The organism is Enterobacter sp. Y17 (genome assembly GCF_019730495.1).
In the GTDB taxonomy this organism is placed as follows: domain Bacteria; phylum Pseudomonadota; class Gammaproteobacteria; order Enterobacterales; family Enterobacteriaceae; genus Enterobacter; species Enterobacter asburiae_B.
On record NZ_JAASKP010000001.1, the window covers coordinates 2,525,133 to 2,541,302 of the forward strand.

Annotated in this window: 13 protein-coding genes; 4 read left to right on the forward strand and 9 right to left on the reverse strand. The window is 56.8% G+C overall.

The annotated features are described in order from the left end of the window. Positions 1 to 30 precede the first annotated feature (30 nt). Positions 31 to 564, reverse strand: coding sequence for an isochorismatase family protein (locus tag HCH49_RS11945; protein ID WP_221702727.1), 534 nt, complete (start codon positions 562 to 564; stop codon positions 31 to 33). A 204-nt stretch (positions 565 to 768) separates the two neighbouring features. Between HCH49_RS11945 and ampH the strand changes: the two genes are divergently transcribed. Further along, entirely contained in the window at positions 769 to 1,929 is a 1,161-nt protein-coding gene (gene ampH / locus HCH49_RS11950) for a D-alanyl-D-alanine-carboxypeptidase/endopeptidase AmpH (RefSeq protein ID WP_221702728.1), read from the forward strand. Position 1,930: 1 nt separating this feature from the next. Here ampH and HCH49_RS11955 read toward each other — a convergent pair whose 3' ends face one another. Both HCH49_RS11955 and HCH49_RS11960 read right to left on the reverse strand, forming a co-directional pair. Then, entirely contained in the window at positions 1,931 to 2,554 is a 624-nt protein-coding gene (locus HCH49_RS11955; RefSeq protein ID WP_033144736.1) for a helix-turn-helix domain-containing protein, read from the reverse strand. Between the two features lie 94 nt (positions 2,555 to 2,648). After that, complete coding sequence (locus HCH49_RS11960; RefSeq protein ID WP_221702729.1) at positions 2,649 to 5,423, reverse strand: autotransporter outer membrane beta-barrel domain-containing protein; 2,775 nt, start codon at positions 5,421 to 5,423, stop codon at positions 2,649 to 2,651. 451 nt (positions 5,424 to 5,874) lie between these two features. Here HCH49_RS11960 and hemB point away from each other — a divergent pair, with 451 nt between their 5' ends. Next, positions 5,875 to 6,849 (forward strand): porphobilinogen synthase, encoded by a 975-nt coding sequence (gene hemB / locus HCH49_RS11965; protein ID WP_221702730.1) that lies wholly within the window; start codon positions 5,875 to 5,877, stop codon positions 6,847 to 6,849. 120 nt (positions 6,850 to 6,969) lie between these two features. Further along, positions 6,970 to 8,694: a lysophospholipid acyltransferase family protein gene (locus HCH49_RS11970; protein WP_033144733.1), complete on the forward strand. Its 1,725-nt coding sequence runs from the start codon at positions 6,970 to 6,972 to the stop codon at positions 8,692 to 8,694. Between the two features lie 69 nt (positions 8,695 to 8,763). On the opposite strand, the gene tauD is transcribed toward HCH49_RS11970, so the two are convergent. From tauD to mmuP, 6 genes are all read right to left on the reverse strand, one after another. Further along, complete coding sequence (gene tauD, locus HCH49_RS11975; RefSeq protein ID WP_221702731.1) at positions 8,764 to 9,615, reverse strand: taurine dioxygenase; 852 nt, start codon at positions 9,613 to 9,615, stop codon at positions 8,764 to 8,766. Beyond that, entirely contained in the window at positions 9,612 to 10,439 is an 828-nt protein-coding gene (gene tauC / locus HCH49_RS11980; protein WP_010427972.1) for a taurine ABC transporter permease TauC, read from the reverse strand. The genes tauD and tauC overlap by 4 nt, the downstream gene beginning before the upstream one ends. Further along, the gene (tauB, locus tag HCH49_RS11985) at positions 10,436 to 11,203 is read right to left on the reverse strand and encodes a taurine ABC transporter ATP-binding subunit (protein ID WP_023334655.1); all 768 of its coding nucleotides are present in this window, start codon (positions 11,201 to 11,203) and stop codon (positions 10,436 to 10,438) included. Before tauB ends, tauC begins: the two co-directional genes overlap by 4 nt. 10 nt (positions 11,204 to 11,213) lie before the next feature. Then, a complete protein-coding gene (tauA, locus tag HCH49_RS11990; RefSeq protein ID WP_023293188.1) occupies positions 11,214 to 12,176 on the reverse strand; it encodes a taurine ABC transporter substrate-binding protein in 963 nt (320 codons plus the stop codon). A 178-nt stretch (positions 12,177 to 12,354) separates the two neighbouring features. Beyond that, complete coding sequence (gene mmuM, locus HCH49_RS11995) at positions 12,355 to 13,287, reverse strand: homocysteine S-methyltransferase (protein WP_196354777.1); 933 nt, start codon at positions 13,285 to 13,287, stop codon at positions 12,355 to 12,357. Next, a complete protein-coding gene (mmuP, locus tag HCH49_RS12000) occupies positions 13,274 to 14,674 on the reverse strand; it encodes an S-methylmethionine permease (RefSeq protein ID WP_023334652.1) in 1,401 nt (466 codons plus the stop codon). Before mmuP ends, mmuM begins: the two co-directional genes overlap by 14 nt. A gap of 362 nt (positions 14,675 to 15,036) precedes the next feature. On the opposite strand from mmuP, the gene HCH49_RS12005 reads away from it, so the two are divergent. Further along, positions 15,037 to 16,146 carry an AI-2E family transporter gene (locus tag HCH49_RS12005; RefSeq protein WP_033144729.1) on the forward strand — a complete coding sequence of 370 codons (1,110 nt, stop codon included), beginning with the start codon at positions 15,037 to 15,039 and terminating at the stop codon, positions 16,144 to 16,146. The last annotated feature ends 24 nt before the right edge of the window (positions 16,147 to 16,170 follow it).

The following is a 16,170-nucleotide window of genomic DNA, read 5'->3' on the forward strand; positions in this document are numbered from 1 at the left end:
GGCAAAAAGGTCAGACCCGAGGGTTGATTATTAGTTCGCTTTCCAGTTTTCGAGAATTGTTTCGGTGCGTTTCACCGCGAGAGGATTCGCCGGCGCGATGAAGTTACGCCAGACGTCGTTGTGGTGGTTAATCAGGATCTGCGCATCTGCCGCCGGGCGATTGGCGGTAGTATGGGCATCTTCCGCCACGGTGATGTGATAACCCCGGCTGACGCCGTTCTTGATCGTCGCATCGACGCAGTAATCGGTGGCGCAGCCGCAGATGACAAACTCGCGAATGCCCTGCTCACGCAGCAGCGCCTCAAGCACGGTGTTATAGAAGGCATCACAGGCGGTTTTGGTCACATATAGCGCGTCAGCTGGCTGATGGAGTTCAGGCAGTAGCGCAAACCCTTCACTTCCCTCTTCCAGGCCCCCTGCATCGGTATGCTGAATAAAAATGACCTTGTCGGCTGCCTGCGTAAGCTGGTTGATCAGAGAGACACATTTTTCGCGCTGATGACGAGGGGTTTCAAATACCCCGTTCTGCATATCGACAACCATAACCACACGCTTCTCAGACATACCGTTCTCCGTAAGATTGAGTGACACTGGTGCCTATCATAAGCCCGATGTCACAAAATGGGAGATGGCTCGTAAGTAAATTGTTCATATTTACCCATGGTTACGTTTTTCTCGCTATCGTTATGCAATTCGGGGCATTGCGCGGTACCGATTAGTAGTATAAATACCCATTACTTTCTTCATTCACTTCATGGATGCTTTTCGTTGAAACGTTGTCTGCTCTCTTTTGCCGCGCTGTGTGCGGTGAGCTTTTCTACCGCCCAGGCAGCCCAACCGCTGACGGCGCCCGTTTTAGCTTCAGATATTGCCGACCGCTACGCGAACCTTATCTATTACGGCAGCGGTGCGACCGGGATGGCGATGGTCGTCATCGACGGCAACCAGCGTGTGTTCCGAAGCTTTGGCGAGACGCGCCCAGGAAATAACGTTCACCCGCAGCTGGATTCCGTTATTCGCATCGCGTCCTTAACCAAGCTGATGACCAGCGAAATGCTGGTGAAATTGCTCGATCAGGGCGTGGTAAAACTCGACGACCCGCTCAGCAAATACGCGCCTCCAGGCGCCCGGGTTCCAACCTATCAGGGTACGCCGATTCGGCTTGTGAACCTTGCCACCCACACCAGCGCCCTGCCGCGTGAGCAGCCAGGCGGGGCGGCGCACCGTGACGTATTTGTCTGGCCAACGCGCGACCAGCGCTGGAGCTACCTGAGTACCGCCACGCTGAAGGTGGCGCCGGGTTCGCAGGCCTCTTATTCAAACCTGGCCTTTGACCTGCTGGCGGACGCCCTTTCAACGGCGGCTGGTAAACCCTACACGCAGCTGTTTGAAGAACAGATAACCCGTCCGCTGGGTATGAAAGACACCACCTTTACCCCGTCTCCGGATCAGTGTCGTCGCCTGATGGTGGCGGAGAAAGGCGCTAGCCCCTGTAATAATACGCTGGCGGCCGTGGGCAGCGGCGGGGTCTATTCCACACCTGGCGACATGATGCGCTGGATGCAACAGTTCCTTTCCTCAGATTTCTACGCACGCAGCAGCCAGGCCGATCGCATGCAGACCCTGATTTATCAGCGCACTCAGCTGCAACGCGTCATCGGGATGGACGTGCCGGGTAAAGCCGACGCGCTCGGTATGGGCTGGGTCTATATGGCTCCGAAAAATGGCCGTCCGGGTATTATTCAGAAAACCGGCGGCGGCGGCGGATTCATCACCTATATGGCCATGATCCCGCAGTCAAACGTGGGCGCATTTGTGGTGGTCACCCGCTCCCCGCATACGCGTTTCGTCAATATGAGTGACGGGATTAATAACTTAGTGGCTGAACTGAGCGCCAATAAAGCCCAGGTTCTCACCGCGTCTAACTAATCTAATATTCCGTGGGCAAGCGGTTGATGCTGACCAGCTTGCCCCGGCTCATGTTGATATAGTTTCCCTGCCTCAGGGCGGCAAGCACCTCGGCAACAACGGAACGTGAAATTCGTGTGCTCTGTTGAATATGATTCATCACACCGATTTTTGAACGCAGCGTTTCATCCCATTCCGCCATATTCAGCAGCATCGAGCGGATCTGGTGATAGGAATTATTTCCCACCAGCTGCTTATCGCGTTTCTCAAGAATGTAAGTTATCCAGGATAACCAGCAGAAGGCCTCTTTCCAGAGTGAATACTGCTGGATGAGTTGACGGGTGGTTTCCGTGGGCAAATAAAAACCGGTACAGGCCGTTTTAGCAATCACCCTGTATTCGTGAGAGTGATTAATCACCACCGTAGACAGCCCGAATATAAAAGGGGCAGTCGCAATCCCCACCAGCAATTCATCAGAAGTTCGATAAACCTCAATAACGCCGGTTTGTAATACGATCGTACAAGGCTCATTCCATTCGCCTGACGTAATTAATTGCTGGGGCGCACATGTAAAAGGGGTACTGGCCGCTGTTAAATACTGTTCGAGCCGGCGTAATTCAGAAAGCGGTTTCGCATTAACGTTCATGCAGACCTCAAGTCATCCGTATTTGTCGGTCCAATATTATTTTTATTGCTTCTATAAAAAGCGGGGGAGATAACCACTCCCCCGCTTTTATTCATTACCAGGTATATTTCACGCCCAGATTTGCGCCCCAGTTCTGATCAACGTCGCCGCCGCCCAGATAAGTGGCATCGGTGTACGCACTGAAGTTCTTCGTGAAGCTAAACTGGGTGCCCAGCCCTACCCGCACAGCGGAGCCTTTCACGCCGTTATCAATGCTGTCACCGTTAATATCGGCATTGTTATCGGCATCGTCATAGACGTAGGCCAGTTTGAAGTAAGGCGTCAGAGCCTGTTCGCCGCCGTAGTTGAAGGTGTAACCCGTATCAACACCGAGTTCATAACGCAGGCTATCGTATGATTGTCCATCTACGCGCATGTCATTGCTCAGACGATAATCATCGCCAGACTGGAACAGGCCAGATACGGCTGCATATGGCGTAACGTAGCCAGAGAGGTTTGGTTTCCAGTCATAGCCCAGCTTCAGCCCAAAACCAACAGCATCATTCGTGGTATTGCCGTCAACATACTTACCGTTGCTCATGTTGGCAGAGAGATCGCTGTTGAAGCGGGTGTAGCTCAGGGAGCTGTCGAGGAACAGATCGTTCATGAACTTCGCTGACGCATAGATCATCGCTGTCTGGCTATCCTGATCGACCTGACCGGTACGATCGCTGATATCACCCTTCGCGAAACCTGCCGCACCACCGACGATCCACTTCGCGTTATTACCGTCAATCTGGGTGTCCAGACCCACCATAATACCGCTCACGTCCTGATCGTAGCTGATAACGCCATTGTCACCGTCGAAGTTGCCACCGAAGTAGCTCACCCACGCCCCGCCGTTATCCGCCAGGCCGTGACGGCTGTTGGTCAGACGCGTGCCGACGGTATCCTGCTGCAGATTCCAGATATTGGTATTGGCAGATGGGATGCTCAGCGCAATGTTGGCAGAGTCAGTCAGCTCTTTCTGCTGAAGGACAACGGCGTCACCCTGCTGCTGCGCCTGATAGGTGTAAGCACCTAAATCGGCTTTGTTTGCGGCAGTAAAGCTGGCTGTGGTATCCGCGTTATTGTCATAGACGCGAATAATCTCTTTGTTTTTGTAATCGGCAACGGAACCGGCACCGGTCGCATCGTCGATGCGCACCTGGTAGTTACCTGCAACATCACCGTTAACTGACAGATGGCCATCTGAGTTAATCGCCACAACACCATAGTCGTAATCGGCATTGTACTTATCGTTAGTGATATAGCGTGCGTTGTTCAGATCGCTGTTCAGGACGTAATCACGACTGGCAACGTTCAGCACCCCGCCATCGGTCAGTTCCATATTATGCGTATCAACCTGACCCAGCCCCAGCGCCAGCTCAGCACCGTTATCCACGGTGATGGTGTTGGCATACAGTTGGGACGTTTCTTCCGTCAGTGCCGCACGGCTATAGCTGTCCAGATACAGATGGTCGGTCGCCACAGCACCGCTGTCTCCAATATTCATTGATGAAGCATTGGTCAGGGTGATGGAGTCCGCCAGCAGATCAGAGTCTTCAACGTTAACCTGAGACTGGTTGTTTACCGTCAGCGTGTCGATGTTTGAAAGCTTGCGGGTATCCCACTCAGAGCCGTTATCCAGCGCGATGTTAAACAGCCCGCTCTGATACACAGCTTCACCCGCAACGTGTCCGTTGCTGTCATAAATGGAATCCGGCCAAATGCTGTTAGGGGATAAGCTACTCCAGTCTACGTTGCTGTAGCCCAGTCCATACATCTGCGCTGGGCCGATAGCCTCGACGCTGGACTGTGCTGCGCCGACCCATTTGCTGCCGTTGGTCAGGGTGACATCCAGCTTATCGGTGCCATCCCAGCCGTTGGTGGTTGGGTTATAGACACCGTCTGCAGTCGTATCCGTTGCCGGATCGCCGTTCGGATAGAAGTTGTTGTCGAAGGTGCTGGAGAACAGAATATCGCCAGTAACGGTGGAATGATCGAACGTGGCAGTGGTCTGCATCGCGTTATCAGACGCGCTAGCGGCAACGATCAGCGCCGCATCATCTGCTGGCGTGGCATTCGTTTCACCGTAGTCGCTCGGTTTCGCGGTTTGACCGTAGAACCCGCTGGTCCCCAGATCGCGGTACGCGCCTGAGGTCAGTACGGAGTCTTTCACCACCAGCGTGTCGGTAAATACTTTGCTGCTGTTGGCTACGCCTTCCACACCGTCGTAAGGTGTATTATCCGGCTCCTGATAACCCTGCGTCAGGGTAATACCGGCAATGTGGGAATTGTTCTGGATAACAATATCGGACTCCACATCCAGGGTGATCGCATTACCCAGATTATACGTATCCAGATAGTGTCTTTCCGTATTTTCCCCATTCACGACATCATACGCATAATGCTCATAGGTATCGTTAATGGTGGAATTATCTACGGTCAGGCTAAAACGATCGTATTGAGAATGGTTGGTGCCATCGGTATCCACGCCGTCAGCACACGAGGGGGTCATACACTTAGAGGTAATCATGCCATTAATGGTACTGTTGGAAATGCTTAATGCATTCGCCCGACCATTGATGCCATCATCCAGATAGTATGTTGAAATAACACCATTCACGGTGCTTTTATTAATCACCGGATAAATATCACCGTCATGGGTAGCGCCTGAGTAATCCCAGTCGGCATAGCCATAATACCAGGGAGTGGAAGCGGTATTATCGTATCCGAATGTATTATATGTCGTACCGGAAATATCCTTCGCATTTGCCTGAGAAGCGATAGCCAGGGTGCAGGCTAATGCAAGTTGAGATACAACGAGTTTCTTTTTCCATGTTTGCATTGGGTCATCCCTCCTCAGGGACGTAAGCAAGTTTGTCCATCAATGATTTTGCAATGTTTAATTGCGGAGGGAATTATGCATTTTCATTTCGAAAAGGTTCAATGAATGTTTCCATTAAGTCCGTATCCAGACTAATAACACATCAAAACCGAGAAAGCATCTGTCACTACAGATAAATATTATAAAAACAAAGCATTAAAATACAGACACAACAATAAGACACATATAAAAATATATAATGAATCATTTTCAATGATGTTTTCTATTTAATATAAAAACAATATGAATAACTCATCTCCATTTCGGCGTTATACTGCCCTGCATTATATATTGATGCCAGAAAGCCAGACCCATCACATTTTACAAAAATAAAATGCCCACTTTTACCAAAACACCTGTCTTCACTTTGAGGTACACTAGCCTTCTTTGTTCCACAAACATCAGGCATACCATGACCGATTTAATTGCACGTCCCCGCCGCCTGCGCAAGTCACCTGCACTGCGCGCTATGTTTGAAGAGACAACCCTGACCTTAAACGATCTGGTGTTGCCGATTTTTGTCGAAGAAGAGATCGATGACTACAAAGCCATCGAAGCCATGCCGGGCGTAATGCGCATTCCGGAGAAATATCTGGCGCGTGAGATTGAACGCATCGCCAACGCGGGGATCCGCTCGGTGATGACCTTCGGCATCTCTCACCATACCGATGCCACCGGCAGCGACGCGTGGAAAGAAGATGGCCTCGTTGCCCGCATGTCGCGCATCTGCAAAGAGACCGTGCCGGAAATGGTGGTAATGTCAGACACCTGCTTCTGCGAATATACCTCTCACGGCCACTGCGGCGTGCTGTGCGATCACGGTGTCGATAACGATGCCACCCTGCTGAACCTCGGCAAACAGGCGGTCGTGGCTGCCGCTGCCGGTGCGGACTTCATCGCGCCCTCTGCCGCAATGGACGGACAGGTTCAGGCGATCCGTCAGGCGCTGGACGCGGCGGGCTTTACCGACACCGCAATCATGTCTTACTCCACCAAATTTGCCTCCTCCTTCTACGGCCCGTTCCGCGAAGCGGCCGGTACGGCGCTGAAGGGCGATCGTAAAACCTATCAGATGAACCCGCTGAACCGTCGGGAAGCGATTCGCGAATCCCTGCTCGACGAAGCCCAGGGCGCAGACTGCCTGATGGTGAAACCAGCGGGCGCGTATCTCGATATCCTGCGCGACATCCGCGAGCGCACCGAGCTGCCATTGGGCGCTTACCAGGTCAGCGGCGAGTACGCGATGATCAAATTCGCCGCGCTGGCCGGTGCGATTGATGAAGAGAAAGTGGTCCTCGAAAGCCTCGGCGCCATCAAACGCGCAGGCGCGGATCTGATCTTCAGCTACTTCGCGCTGGGTCTGGCCGAGAAGAAAATCCTGCGTTAATCCGCTCTAGCGCCGGGTAGCGGCTTCACCTTACCCGGCCTGCTCTAATCTTCACCAAACTGCAATACAACCGACATCTGCTCCTTCTACTGTCTTCGCAAGACGGCAGGAGGAGTAACCATGTTTAGCCTCGATAGCGTTCTCGACGATCTTTGGCCTCAGGCGAGGCCTGCACCCTGGCAAAAAAGTCTGTTAAAAAGACTGTTTTACGAAGACGAATTTCAGCAATTTGCCGCAGCACACCGCCACCTGAAAGGACTGGATATGGTGGAGCAAGTTCTGGAACACCTTGATATTCTCTGCACCGTTTCCGCCCGCGATCTTGAACAAATCCCCGAACATGGCCCGCTGGTCATTATTGCCAACCACCCGACGGGTACGCTGGACGGCCTGGCGCTGATGTACGCCGTCTCCCGCGTGCGACGCGACGTTAAAGTCGTGACCAACCGGATGCTGACCCACCTTGAGCCCCTCAGCTCGCTGTTTATTCCGGTGGATAACATGGGCGGCAGGACGGCGAAATCGTCCCTGGTGCAGATGGAACAGCATCTGCAAAACGCGGGCGTGCTGATCTTCTTCCCGGCCGGAGAAGTTTCCCGCCCCACGCGCAAAGGCATTCGCGACAAAAAGTGGCACTCTGGCTTTATCAAACTCGCCAGCAAGCTGCGCGCCCCGCTGCTGCCGGTGCATATTCAGGCGCATAACAGCCTGCTCTTCTATGCCAGCACGCTGGTTTCCCCGACGCTGTCGATGCTGCTGCTGATGCAGCAGATGTTCCGCCGCCGCCATAGCCAGCTGCCGATTAAAATCGGCCAGCAGATTGCCTGGCATCACTGGCACAGCGCCACCCTTTCGTCGCGTGAGATGGCCGAACAGTGCCGTCAGCACGTGATGCGTCTTGGCAAGGGATTGCCTGGCGTCTTTAAAACCCAGTGCGCCATTGCCCGTCCGGAAGACCGGGCCACCCTTAAACGCGCGCTGGCGCAGGCCGAATGTCTGGGCAATACCAGCGACGGTAAAACCATTTATCTTTGGCAACGCAACGGTCAGGAAGACGCCCCGCTGCTGCGCGAGCTGGGCCGCCTGCGCGAGATTGCCTTTCGCGCGGTCGAGGAAGGGAGCGGCAAACGCCGTGACACCGACTGCTACGATGATGATTATCTGCACCTGATCCTGTGGGATGATGAGGATCTGGAGATCGTCGGCGCGTATCGCTTTATGCCGACCGCCAGACAGGTTGAACGTCGCGGTCTGGAAGGGTTGTATAGCTATAGCCTGTTCCACTACGACGACAAAATGCAGGACGTGCTGGAACACGGCATTGAGCTGGGGCGCAGCTTTATTCAGCCCCGCTACTGGGGACGCCGCGGCCTGGACTATTTATGGTCCGGCATTGGGGCTTACCTGGCGCGTTATCCGAACTACCGCTACCTGTTTGGCCCGGTCTCCATTTCCGGCGGCTTACCGCCTGCCGCGCGGGATCTGCTGGTGGCCTTTTACCGCCTGTGGTTCCCGGCAACGCATCCGCTCGCCGCGTCACGTCAGCCGTATCCCGCATCACTGCCGGACGTGCTCGCGCAGTTTGGCGGCGTGGATTACGTGGACGATCTGACAAAGCTCAAATCCCTGCTCGGCAATCTGGGCTGCGGCATTCCGCCGCTCTACAAGCAGTATTCCGAGCTGTGTGAACCCGGCGGCGTGCAGTTTATTGATTTTGGCAGCGACCCGGCGTTTAACGACTGCGTCGACGGACTGGTGCTGGTGGATTTGTGTTACCTGAAGGCGAACCGCTATCAGCGGTATATAGAGGCGCATTTAATACCCTCACCCCAGCCCTCTCCCTAACAGGGAGAGGGTGAAAACCGCACCGGGCAGTCCCCTCGCCCCTTTGGGGAGAGGGTTAGGGTGAGGGGATCAAGACGCACGGTAGAACGGCTTATCCCCCAGGATCGTCGCCCGCTGCATAATCCGGCGCTGCGGAAGATAGTCCGCATTGGCATAGTGCTGCGTCACGCGGTTATCCCAGATCGCCAGGTCATTCTCCTGCCAGCGCCAGCGCACCTGAAACTCCGGCCTGGTGATATGCGCGAAGAGGAAGCTTAACAGCGCCTCGCTCTCTTTCTCCGTCACATCCACAATGCGCGTCGTGAACCCTTCGTTCACGAACAGCGCCTGCTTGCCGGTGACCGGATGGGTCCGCACGACCGGGTGCAGCAATGGAGGATGTTTCGCAACCGCCTCCTGCCAGCGCTGATGCTCCTCTTCCGTTTTGCGGTACTTGTACTCCTGGAACGATTTTTTGAAGTCGTGCTCCGCCCGCAGCCCGCTCAGCAGCGTCCGGAACGGCGCGGAGAGCGCCTCATACGCCGCAATCCCGCTGGTCCACAGCGTATCCCCCCCGGTTTCCGGCAGCAGCTTCGCCGCCAGAATCGCCCCGGCGGGCGGCGTCTCGATAAAGGTCACGTCGGTATGCCAGTTGTCGTTGTCCGGCGGGTTATCGTTGTGGGTATCCAGAACGATAATCTCCTCCACCCCCTCCGCATGCGGATAGACAGGGTGGATATGCAGATCGCCAAAGCGCAGGGCCAGCGCGCGCTGCTGCTGCGGGGTGATCGCCTGTTCGCGCAGGAAAACAACCTGATGACGCAGCACCGCGTGGTACAGCTGCTCGAACTGGTTATCGCTCAGCGGACGGGTCACATCCAGGCCCGACACCTGCGCGCCAATGTACGGCCCCAGCGGGGTAATGGTCAGACGTTCACTCATTGTATTTCTCCATGCCAGGGCGTCAGGCGGCGCTGTAACGCGCGCAGCCCCAGTTCTAATCCGAAGGCGATCGCGGCGATCACCGCGATCCCTGCCAGCACCACGTCAGTCGCCAGGAACTCTCCCGCCGACTGCACCATAAACCCAAGGCCGCGCGTGGCCGCAATCAGCTCTGCCGCCACCAGCGTGGACCAGCCCACGCCAAGGCCGATGCGCAGCCCGGTTAAAATCTCCGGCAGCGCGCCCGGTAAAATCACGAACAGCAGCACCTGCGTGCGGCTGGCACCCAGCGACTGCGCCGCGCGGATCCGCACCTGCTGGGCGCTCTTCACGCCCGCCAGCGCCGACATGGCAACCGGGGCGAAAATCGCCAGATAAATCAGCAGGATTTTTGACGTTTCACCGATGCCAAACCAGATCACCATCAGCGGCAGATAGGCCAGCGGCGGCACTGGACGGTAAAGCTCAATCAGCGGATCGAGGATACCGCGCACCGTCGGGCTCAGCCCCATCGCAATGCCCACGGGAATGCCGATGATGACGGCAGCCAGCAGCGCCACCAGAATACGCGCCAGACTGGCTCCAAGATGCTGCCAGAGCGTGGCATCCATAAAGCCCTGCGGCCCGGCGATGGTAATGAGTTTGGCCAGCACCTGGCCCGGCGGCGGCAGAAACAGCGGGCTGACCCACTGCTGGGCAGCAACCGCCCACCACACCGCCAGAAGCACCAGCAGCGTACCGACGCTCAACGTGATTTGGCGCGAGAAAGGCCAGCGCAGCGCCAGACGCGTGCGGCGCGTTTTTTCACTGAAGACGATGCTCATGAGAAAGCCTCCCGTTGTTCAAACACGCGGCTTAAAACGTATTCACGCTGTTCGATAAACAGCGGATCGGATTTGATGCTGCGCACGGGCTCTCCCGCGACGTAGCGGCGGGCGAAATCCAGCGGCAAGCGCTCCAGCACGCGGCCCGGCCCCGGCGAGAGCAGCACCAGCTCCGTCGCCATAAACACCGCCTCTTCGATATCGTGGGTAATCAGCAGCACCTGCTTGCCCGTCTCGTGCCACAGGCGCAGCAGCAGGGTTTGCATCTGCTCGCGGGTGAAGGCATCCAGCGCCCCGAACGGCTCGTCCAGCAGCAACAGCTGCGGATTCGCGGCCAGCGCGCGGGCAATACCGACGCGCTGCCGCTGGCCGCCGGAAAGCTGCCAGATAAAGCGTTTTTCCGCCCCTTCCAGCCCCACTTTTTTCAGCATCGCCCGCGCCGTTTCCAGCCGCTGTTCGCGGTTGATGCCCGCAAGCTGTAGCCCAAACGCCACGTTTTCCTGCACGTTGCGCCAGGGAAGCAACCCTTCGTTCTGGAAGACCACGCCGCGCTCGGCGCCCGGGCCTTCCACCTTTTTGCCTTCCAGTTGAATAGTGCCATGCTGATAAGGGACAAACCCGGCGATCAGATTCAGCAGCGTGGTTTTTCCGCACCCGGACGGGCCCAGCACCACCAGCAGTTCACCGCTGTCCAGCGTCAGGTTGATGTCCTCCAGCGCGGGTTTCCCGCCGTAATCGGCGTACAGGTTCGTAATATTCAGCATGGCGGACTCCTTATTTCACAAAACGATCGGTCACGTACTGGCTGTAATCCGCCGCCACCGCAGGCACTTTGCCCTGCTCTTTCAGGAAGGTGGCGGTATCCACAATCGCTTTGTTCACCGGCCCGGTCAGCTGCTGCACCTGCTGCGCGGGGGTCAGATAGGTATTGCCTTTCACCAGCCCCGGCACGTCCGCTTCCGGCACGCCGCTCAGGCGGGAGAGTTTTTCCAGGTTGGCGGGCTGCTTCAGCCATTCATCCGGGTTGCTGATATACGGCTGCTGGGCGTCAATCGCGCTTTTGGCGAAGGCTTTCACCACTTCAGGATGTTTCTCGGCGAAGTCCTTGCGCACGACCCACACGTCGAGGGTTGGCGCGCCCCACTGGCCCACTTTTTCAGAGTCGGTCAGCACGGTGCCGTCTTTTTCCAGTTCGTTCACTGCCGGAGCCCAGACGTAAGCCCCGTCAATATCCCCGCGCTGCCAGGCGGCGATAATCGCCGGCGGCTGCAGGTTGATAATTTGTACCTGACCCGGCTTGATGCCCCAGTGTTTGAGCGCCGCCAGCAGGCTGTAGTGGGTGGTGGAGATAAACGGCACGGCGATACGTTTGCCGATCAGATCTTCGGGTTTGGTGATGTTTTTCTTCACCACCAGCGCTTCAGAGTTACCGAGCTGCGAGGCGAGCAGGAAAACCTCGATCGGCACCTGCTGGCTGGCCGCAACCGCCAGCGGGCTGGAGCCGATATTGCCGATCTGCACGTCGCCGGAGGCTAACGCACGCACGACGGACGCCCCGCTGTCGAACTTGCGCCAGTCGACTTTCGCGCCGCTCTCTTTCGCAAAGGTGTTGTCCGCCTGCGCGACTTTCGCCGGTTCCGCAGAAGTTTGATACGCGACGGTGACGTCCACCGCCTGCGCCTGAAATGCCCACAGCGCCAGTGCGCCGAGAAGTGTGATTCGCGATGAAATTGCCATAATGTCTGCTCCCCTTGTTGTTATGAGGGCAGTATTTCCGGCGCGGGAATTTTGATAAAGGAATAAAAATGAATCGCTCATAACGATTCGTTTTTAGATAAAAAGCGGGAAAGGATAGTTGGTTTTGTGCGGTTCGTTTTTTTCCCTCTCCCCGTGGGAGAGGGTCAGGGTGAGGGCATCAGCGCTGCGCGTTCAGCTCAGCAATATCCTTCGGCGTGGTGCGACAGCATCCGCCAATCAGCTTCGCGCCGGCTTCCAGCCACTGCGGCAGATACCCTACCAGCGTCTCGCACGCTTCACCGTGGTGGTGCCAGGTTTTGGTTACCGCGTCATAATGCTCGCCCGAGTTCGGATAGACCACCAGCGGCAGCGACGTCAGGCTTTGCAGATGCTTCAGCGCCGCCGTAGTGTTTTCCAGGGCGATGCAGTTAATGCCCAGCGCGACAATCTGCGGAGAGTTTGCCAGCGCGCTGACCACCTCGCGCAGCGGCGTGCCGTCGCTCAGGTGTTCGCTGTCGCGCAGGGTAAAGGAGAACCACGCCCGGGCGCGGGGGTACCCGGCCAGAAGCGCCGCCAGCGCCTTGATCTCCACAAACGAAGGCAGCGTTTCGCAGGCCAGCAGGTCAGCGCCCGCATCCAGCAGCGCTTCCACGCGCGGGCGGTGGAAGGCAGTAAACTCCCCGGCGCTGCGCACGTAGTCGCCGCGATACTCTGAGCCATCCGCCAGATACGCGCCATACGGCCCAACGGATCCCGCCACCAGCAGCGTGCCCGCGTGCGGGTTTTCAGCCAGATACGCTTCGCGCGCCTTACGCGCCAGCTCCACACTTTTACCGATCAGCGCGCGGGACTGCGCTTCGTCCAGACCGCGCGCCGCAAAGCCCGCAGGCGTGGCCTGATAGCTGGCGGTGATCGCCACCTGCGCGCCCGCCCGGTAGTAATCGAGATGCACTTCGCGAATGAGTTCCGGGTTTTCCACCAGCACTTTGGCTGACCAGAGGCTGTCTGCCAGGTTACAGCCGCGCGCTTCCAGCTCCGTCGCCATCGCGCCATCCAGCACCACAAACGGCTGTTTTTCAAGGATGGCGGTAAGCGGGTTATTCTGCGACATGTTCAGGCTCCTGCGATGTCATATTTCGGGTCAGGTAGTACGCACCATAACACAGGGCGACAAACGGAAGCCCGCAATAAAGGGCAATGCGCTGGCTTGGGTCAAACCACAGGCCGACACAGGCCACCACGCAGAGGATAAAACCGAGCACCGGCACCAGCGGATACCACGGCGCGCGGTACTGCAGCGCAGAGAGCGGCTGGCCGGACTGCAGATGACGGCGACGGAAAACGAAGTGCGACGCGCAGATGCTGATCCACACCGCCACCACCGCAAAGCCAGAAATCGCCGAGAGCGCGACAAACACCGTGTCCGGGGCCACGACGCTTGAGAACAGCGCCAGCACGCCGCCGAGCATAGAGACCGAGAGCGCCGTCAGCGGCACGCCGTTTTTGTTCACGCGGGCAAAGCAGCGCGGCAGCGTTTTCTCGTTCGACAGCGACCACAGCATGCGCCCGGAAGCGTACAGTCCCGAGTTCGCCGCCGAGAGGATCGCCGTCAGGATCACGAAGTTAACGATGTCTGCCGCGTAAGGAATACCGACCTTTTCAAACACCAGCACGAACGGGCTCTTTTCCACGCCCGCCTGCTGCATCGGGATCAGCGCCGCCAGCACAAACACGGTGCCGATAAAGAAGATAATCAGGCGCGCAATGGTGGTGCGGATCGCAACCGGAATCACCTTGTGCGGATTTTCCGTTTCGCCCGCCGCGATACCGATGAGCTCCGTCCCGGAGAAGGCAAAGTTCACCGCCACCATGGTCATCAGGATCGGCAGGCCGCCGTGCGGGAACCAGCCTTCGGCGGTGATGTTGCTTAAGCCCGGTGCGGGGGAACCGTCCTGCATCGGGATAAAGCCAAAGACCGCCGCCCCGCCAAGAATAATAAAGGCGATGATGGTGATGACTTTCACCAGGGAGAACCAGAACTCGCCTTCCGCAAAGAAGCGCGTAGAGATGACGTTCAGGCCAAAAATCACCACGCAGAAGACCACGCACCATGCCCAGACGGGCACCTGGGGGAACCAGTACTGCATGCAAAAGCCCGCGGCGGTGAAGCTGGAGCCGAGCGCCACCGTCCAGGTGAGCCAGTAGAGCCACGCCACGGTGTAGCCCGTCGCCGGGCCAAGATAGCGGGCGGCATAGACGTGGAACGCGCCGGTTTCCGGCATCGCCACGGAGAGCTCGCCCAGACACTGCATCACCAGCCAGACCACCAGCGCGCCTATCAGGTACGCCAGCAGCGTGCCCGCCGCCCCGGTCGTTGAAATGATGTATCCGGTATTGAAGAATAACCCTGTCCCAATCACACCACCCAGCGAGAGCATAATCAGGTGGCGTGTTTTCATGGTGCGCTTAAGCTGCCCATTTTCTTGTTGTGTTTGCATATTACCTTCTATACGTATGGACATCTAAACATCCAAAGAAGGTGTGTTATACCGCGATTGTTAATAAAAAGCTAGATGACCAGACGCAAACGGGCACGCCTCGCGCTGAGTCTGGGGTGGGTCGTGAGGATCACATAGAGAATCGGACGCCAGGCCATAAGCACCTCCGCAAGCAGATACTTACAGCATGGTGCGGGAAAAGGCGATCTTCGGTCAGTCGAAAGTGGTATACGTGAAGAGCGGAATCATACCGCGACACTGCCCGCAGGACGGGTAAGGCGCAGCCGCTACCCGGTACAGGGTTGGTAATTCTCACAATCAGTTCTATAGTCGACACAGTTTCTTAGTAACAGGACTGACTGATGCGCTTTAACGGACTGACTAAAGGTTTCTTCATTTTTATTCTCGCCCTCGTCACCTGGGCCTTCTTCGACATACTGTCGCCCTACTTCTCCGCGATACTGTGGGCCGCCATTCTGACCGTCATCTTCAATCCGGTAAAAAACAGGCTGCGCGCCGCGCTGGGGGATCGCAACGGGCTCGCCTCGCTGTTGACCATTGGCATTATCTGCCTGATCGTTTTTATTCCGTTGATGGTGATCCTCTCCTCGCTCGCCATTGAGCTGAACGTGGTTTACACGAAGCTTCAGGAGAACAACACCCAGTTTCCGGAAGTGGTGGCGAGCATCTTCAACCATCTGCCTGACTGGGCCAGCGGCTTCCTGGCGGATCACAACCTGACCAACGCGGCGCAGATCCAGAAAAAACTCTCTGATGTCGCCCTGCAGGGCGGGCAATATCTCGCCGGCAGCGCGTTCCTGATTGGCAAGGGCACGTTTGGCTTTGCGATTAGCTTCGGCATCATGCTTTATCTGCTGTTCTTCCTGCTGAAAGACGGCCCGTATCTGGTGCGCCAGATCCTTGACTCCCTGCCGCTGTCTGATTTCGCCAAACAGCACCTGTTCGCCAAATTCGTCGGCGTGTCGCGAGCCACGGTAAAAGGTACGGCGGCGGTGGCGGTGGTTCAGGGCATCCTCGGCGGGATTGCGTTTGCTATTGCCGGTATTGACGGTAGCGTGCTCTGGGGGGCGCTGATGGCCTTCCTCTCGCTGGTGCCCGCCATCGGCTCGGCGATTGTCTGGGTTCCCGCCGCCATCTTCCTGTTCGCCACCCATCAGCTTTGGCAAGGGCTGTTTATTGTCGGCTTCTTCGTGATTATCGTCGGGCTGGTGGACAATATCCTGCGCCCGCTGCTGGTCGGGAAAGACACCAAAATGCCGGACTACCTGATTCTGATCTCCACCCTCGGCGGCATGGAGCTGTACGGCATTAACGGCTTTGTGATTGGGCCGCTCATTGCCGCGCTGTTTATCGCCTGCTGGAACCTCTTCTCAGGGCGCGATCACGAAGGTAACGCCGAAGAGCTGGACCCCGACTTCATCGAAGAAGGAAAAAATCCTCCAGAATTGTGAGGATGTGACGATATAGATCACACC

What these genes read in the sequence shown, in the direction of transcription:
- HCH49_RS11945 (WP_221702727.1), bottom strand. Translation starts at nt 564, where the DNA reads ATGTCTGAGAAGCGTGTGGTTATGGTTGTCGATATGCAGAACGGGGTA.
- HCH49_RS11955 (WP_033144736.1), bottom strand. Translation starts at nt 2,554, where the DNA reads ATGAACGTTAATGCGAAACCGCTTTCTGAATTACGCCGGCTCGAACAG.
- HCH49_RS11960 (WP_221702729.1), bottom strand. Translation starts at nt 5,423, where the DNA reads ATGCAAACATGGAAAAAGAAACTCGTTGTATCTCAACTTGCATTAGCC.
- hemB (WP_221702730.1), top strand. Translation starts at nt 5,875, where the DNA reads ATGACCGATTTAATTGCACGTCCCCGCCGCCTGCGCAAGTCACCTGCA.
- HCH49_RS11970 (WP_033144733.1), top strand. Translation starts at nt 6,970, where the DNA reads ATGTTTAGCCTCGATAGCGTTCTCGACGATCTTTGGCCTCAGGCGAGG.
- tauD (WP_221702731.1), bottom strand. Translation starts at nt 9,615, where the DNA reads ATGAGTGAACGTCTGACCATTACCCCGCTGGGGCCGTACATTGGCGCG.
- tauC (WP_010427972.1), bottom strand. Translation starts at nt 10,439, where the DNA reads ATGAGCATCGTCTTCAGTGAAAAAACGCGCCGCACGCGTCTGGCGCTG.
- tauB (WP_023334655.1), bottom strand. Translation starts at nt 11,203, where the DNA reads ATGCTGAATATTACGAACCTGTACGCCGATTACGGCGGGAAACCCGCG.
- tauA (WP_023293188.1), bottom strand. Translation starts at nt 12,176, where the DNA reads ATGGCAATTTCATCGCGAATCACACTTCTCGGCGCACTGGCGCTGTGG.
- mmuM (WP_196354777.1), bottom strand. Translation starts at nt 13,287, where the DNA reads ATGTCGCAGAATAACCCGCTTACCGCCATCCTTGAAAAACAGCCGTTT.
- mmuP (WP_023334652.1), bottom strand. Translation starts at nt 14,674, where the DNA reads ATGCAAACACAACAAGAAAATGGGCAGCTTAAGCGCACCATGAAAACA.
- HCH49_RS12005 (WP_033144729.1), top strand. Translation starts at nt 15,037, where the DNA reads ATGCGCTTTAACGGACTGACTAAAGGTTTCTTCATTTTTATTCTCGCC.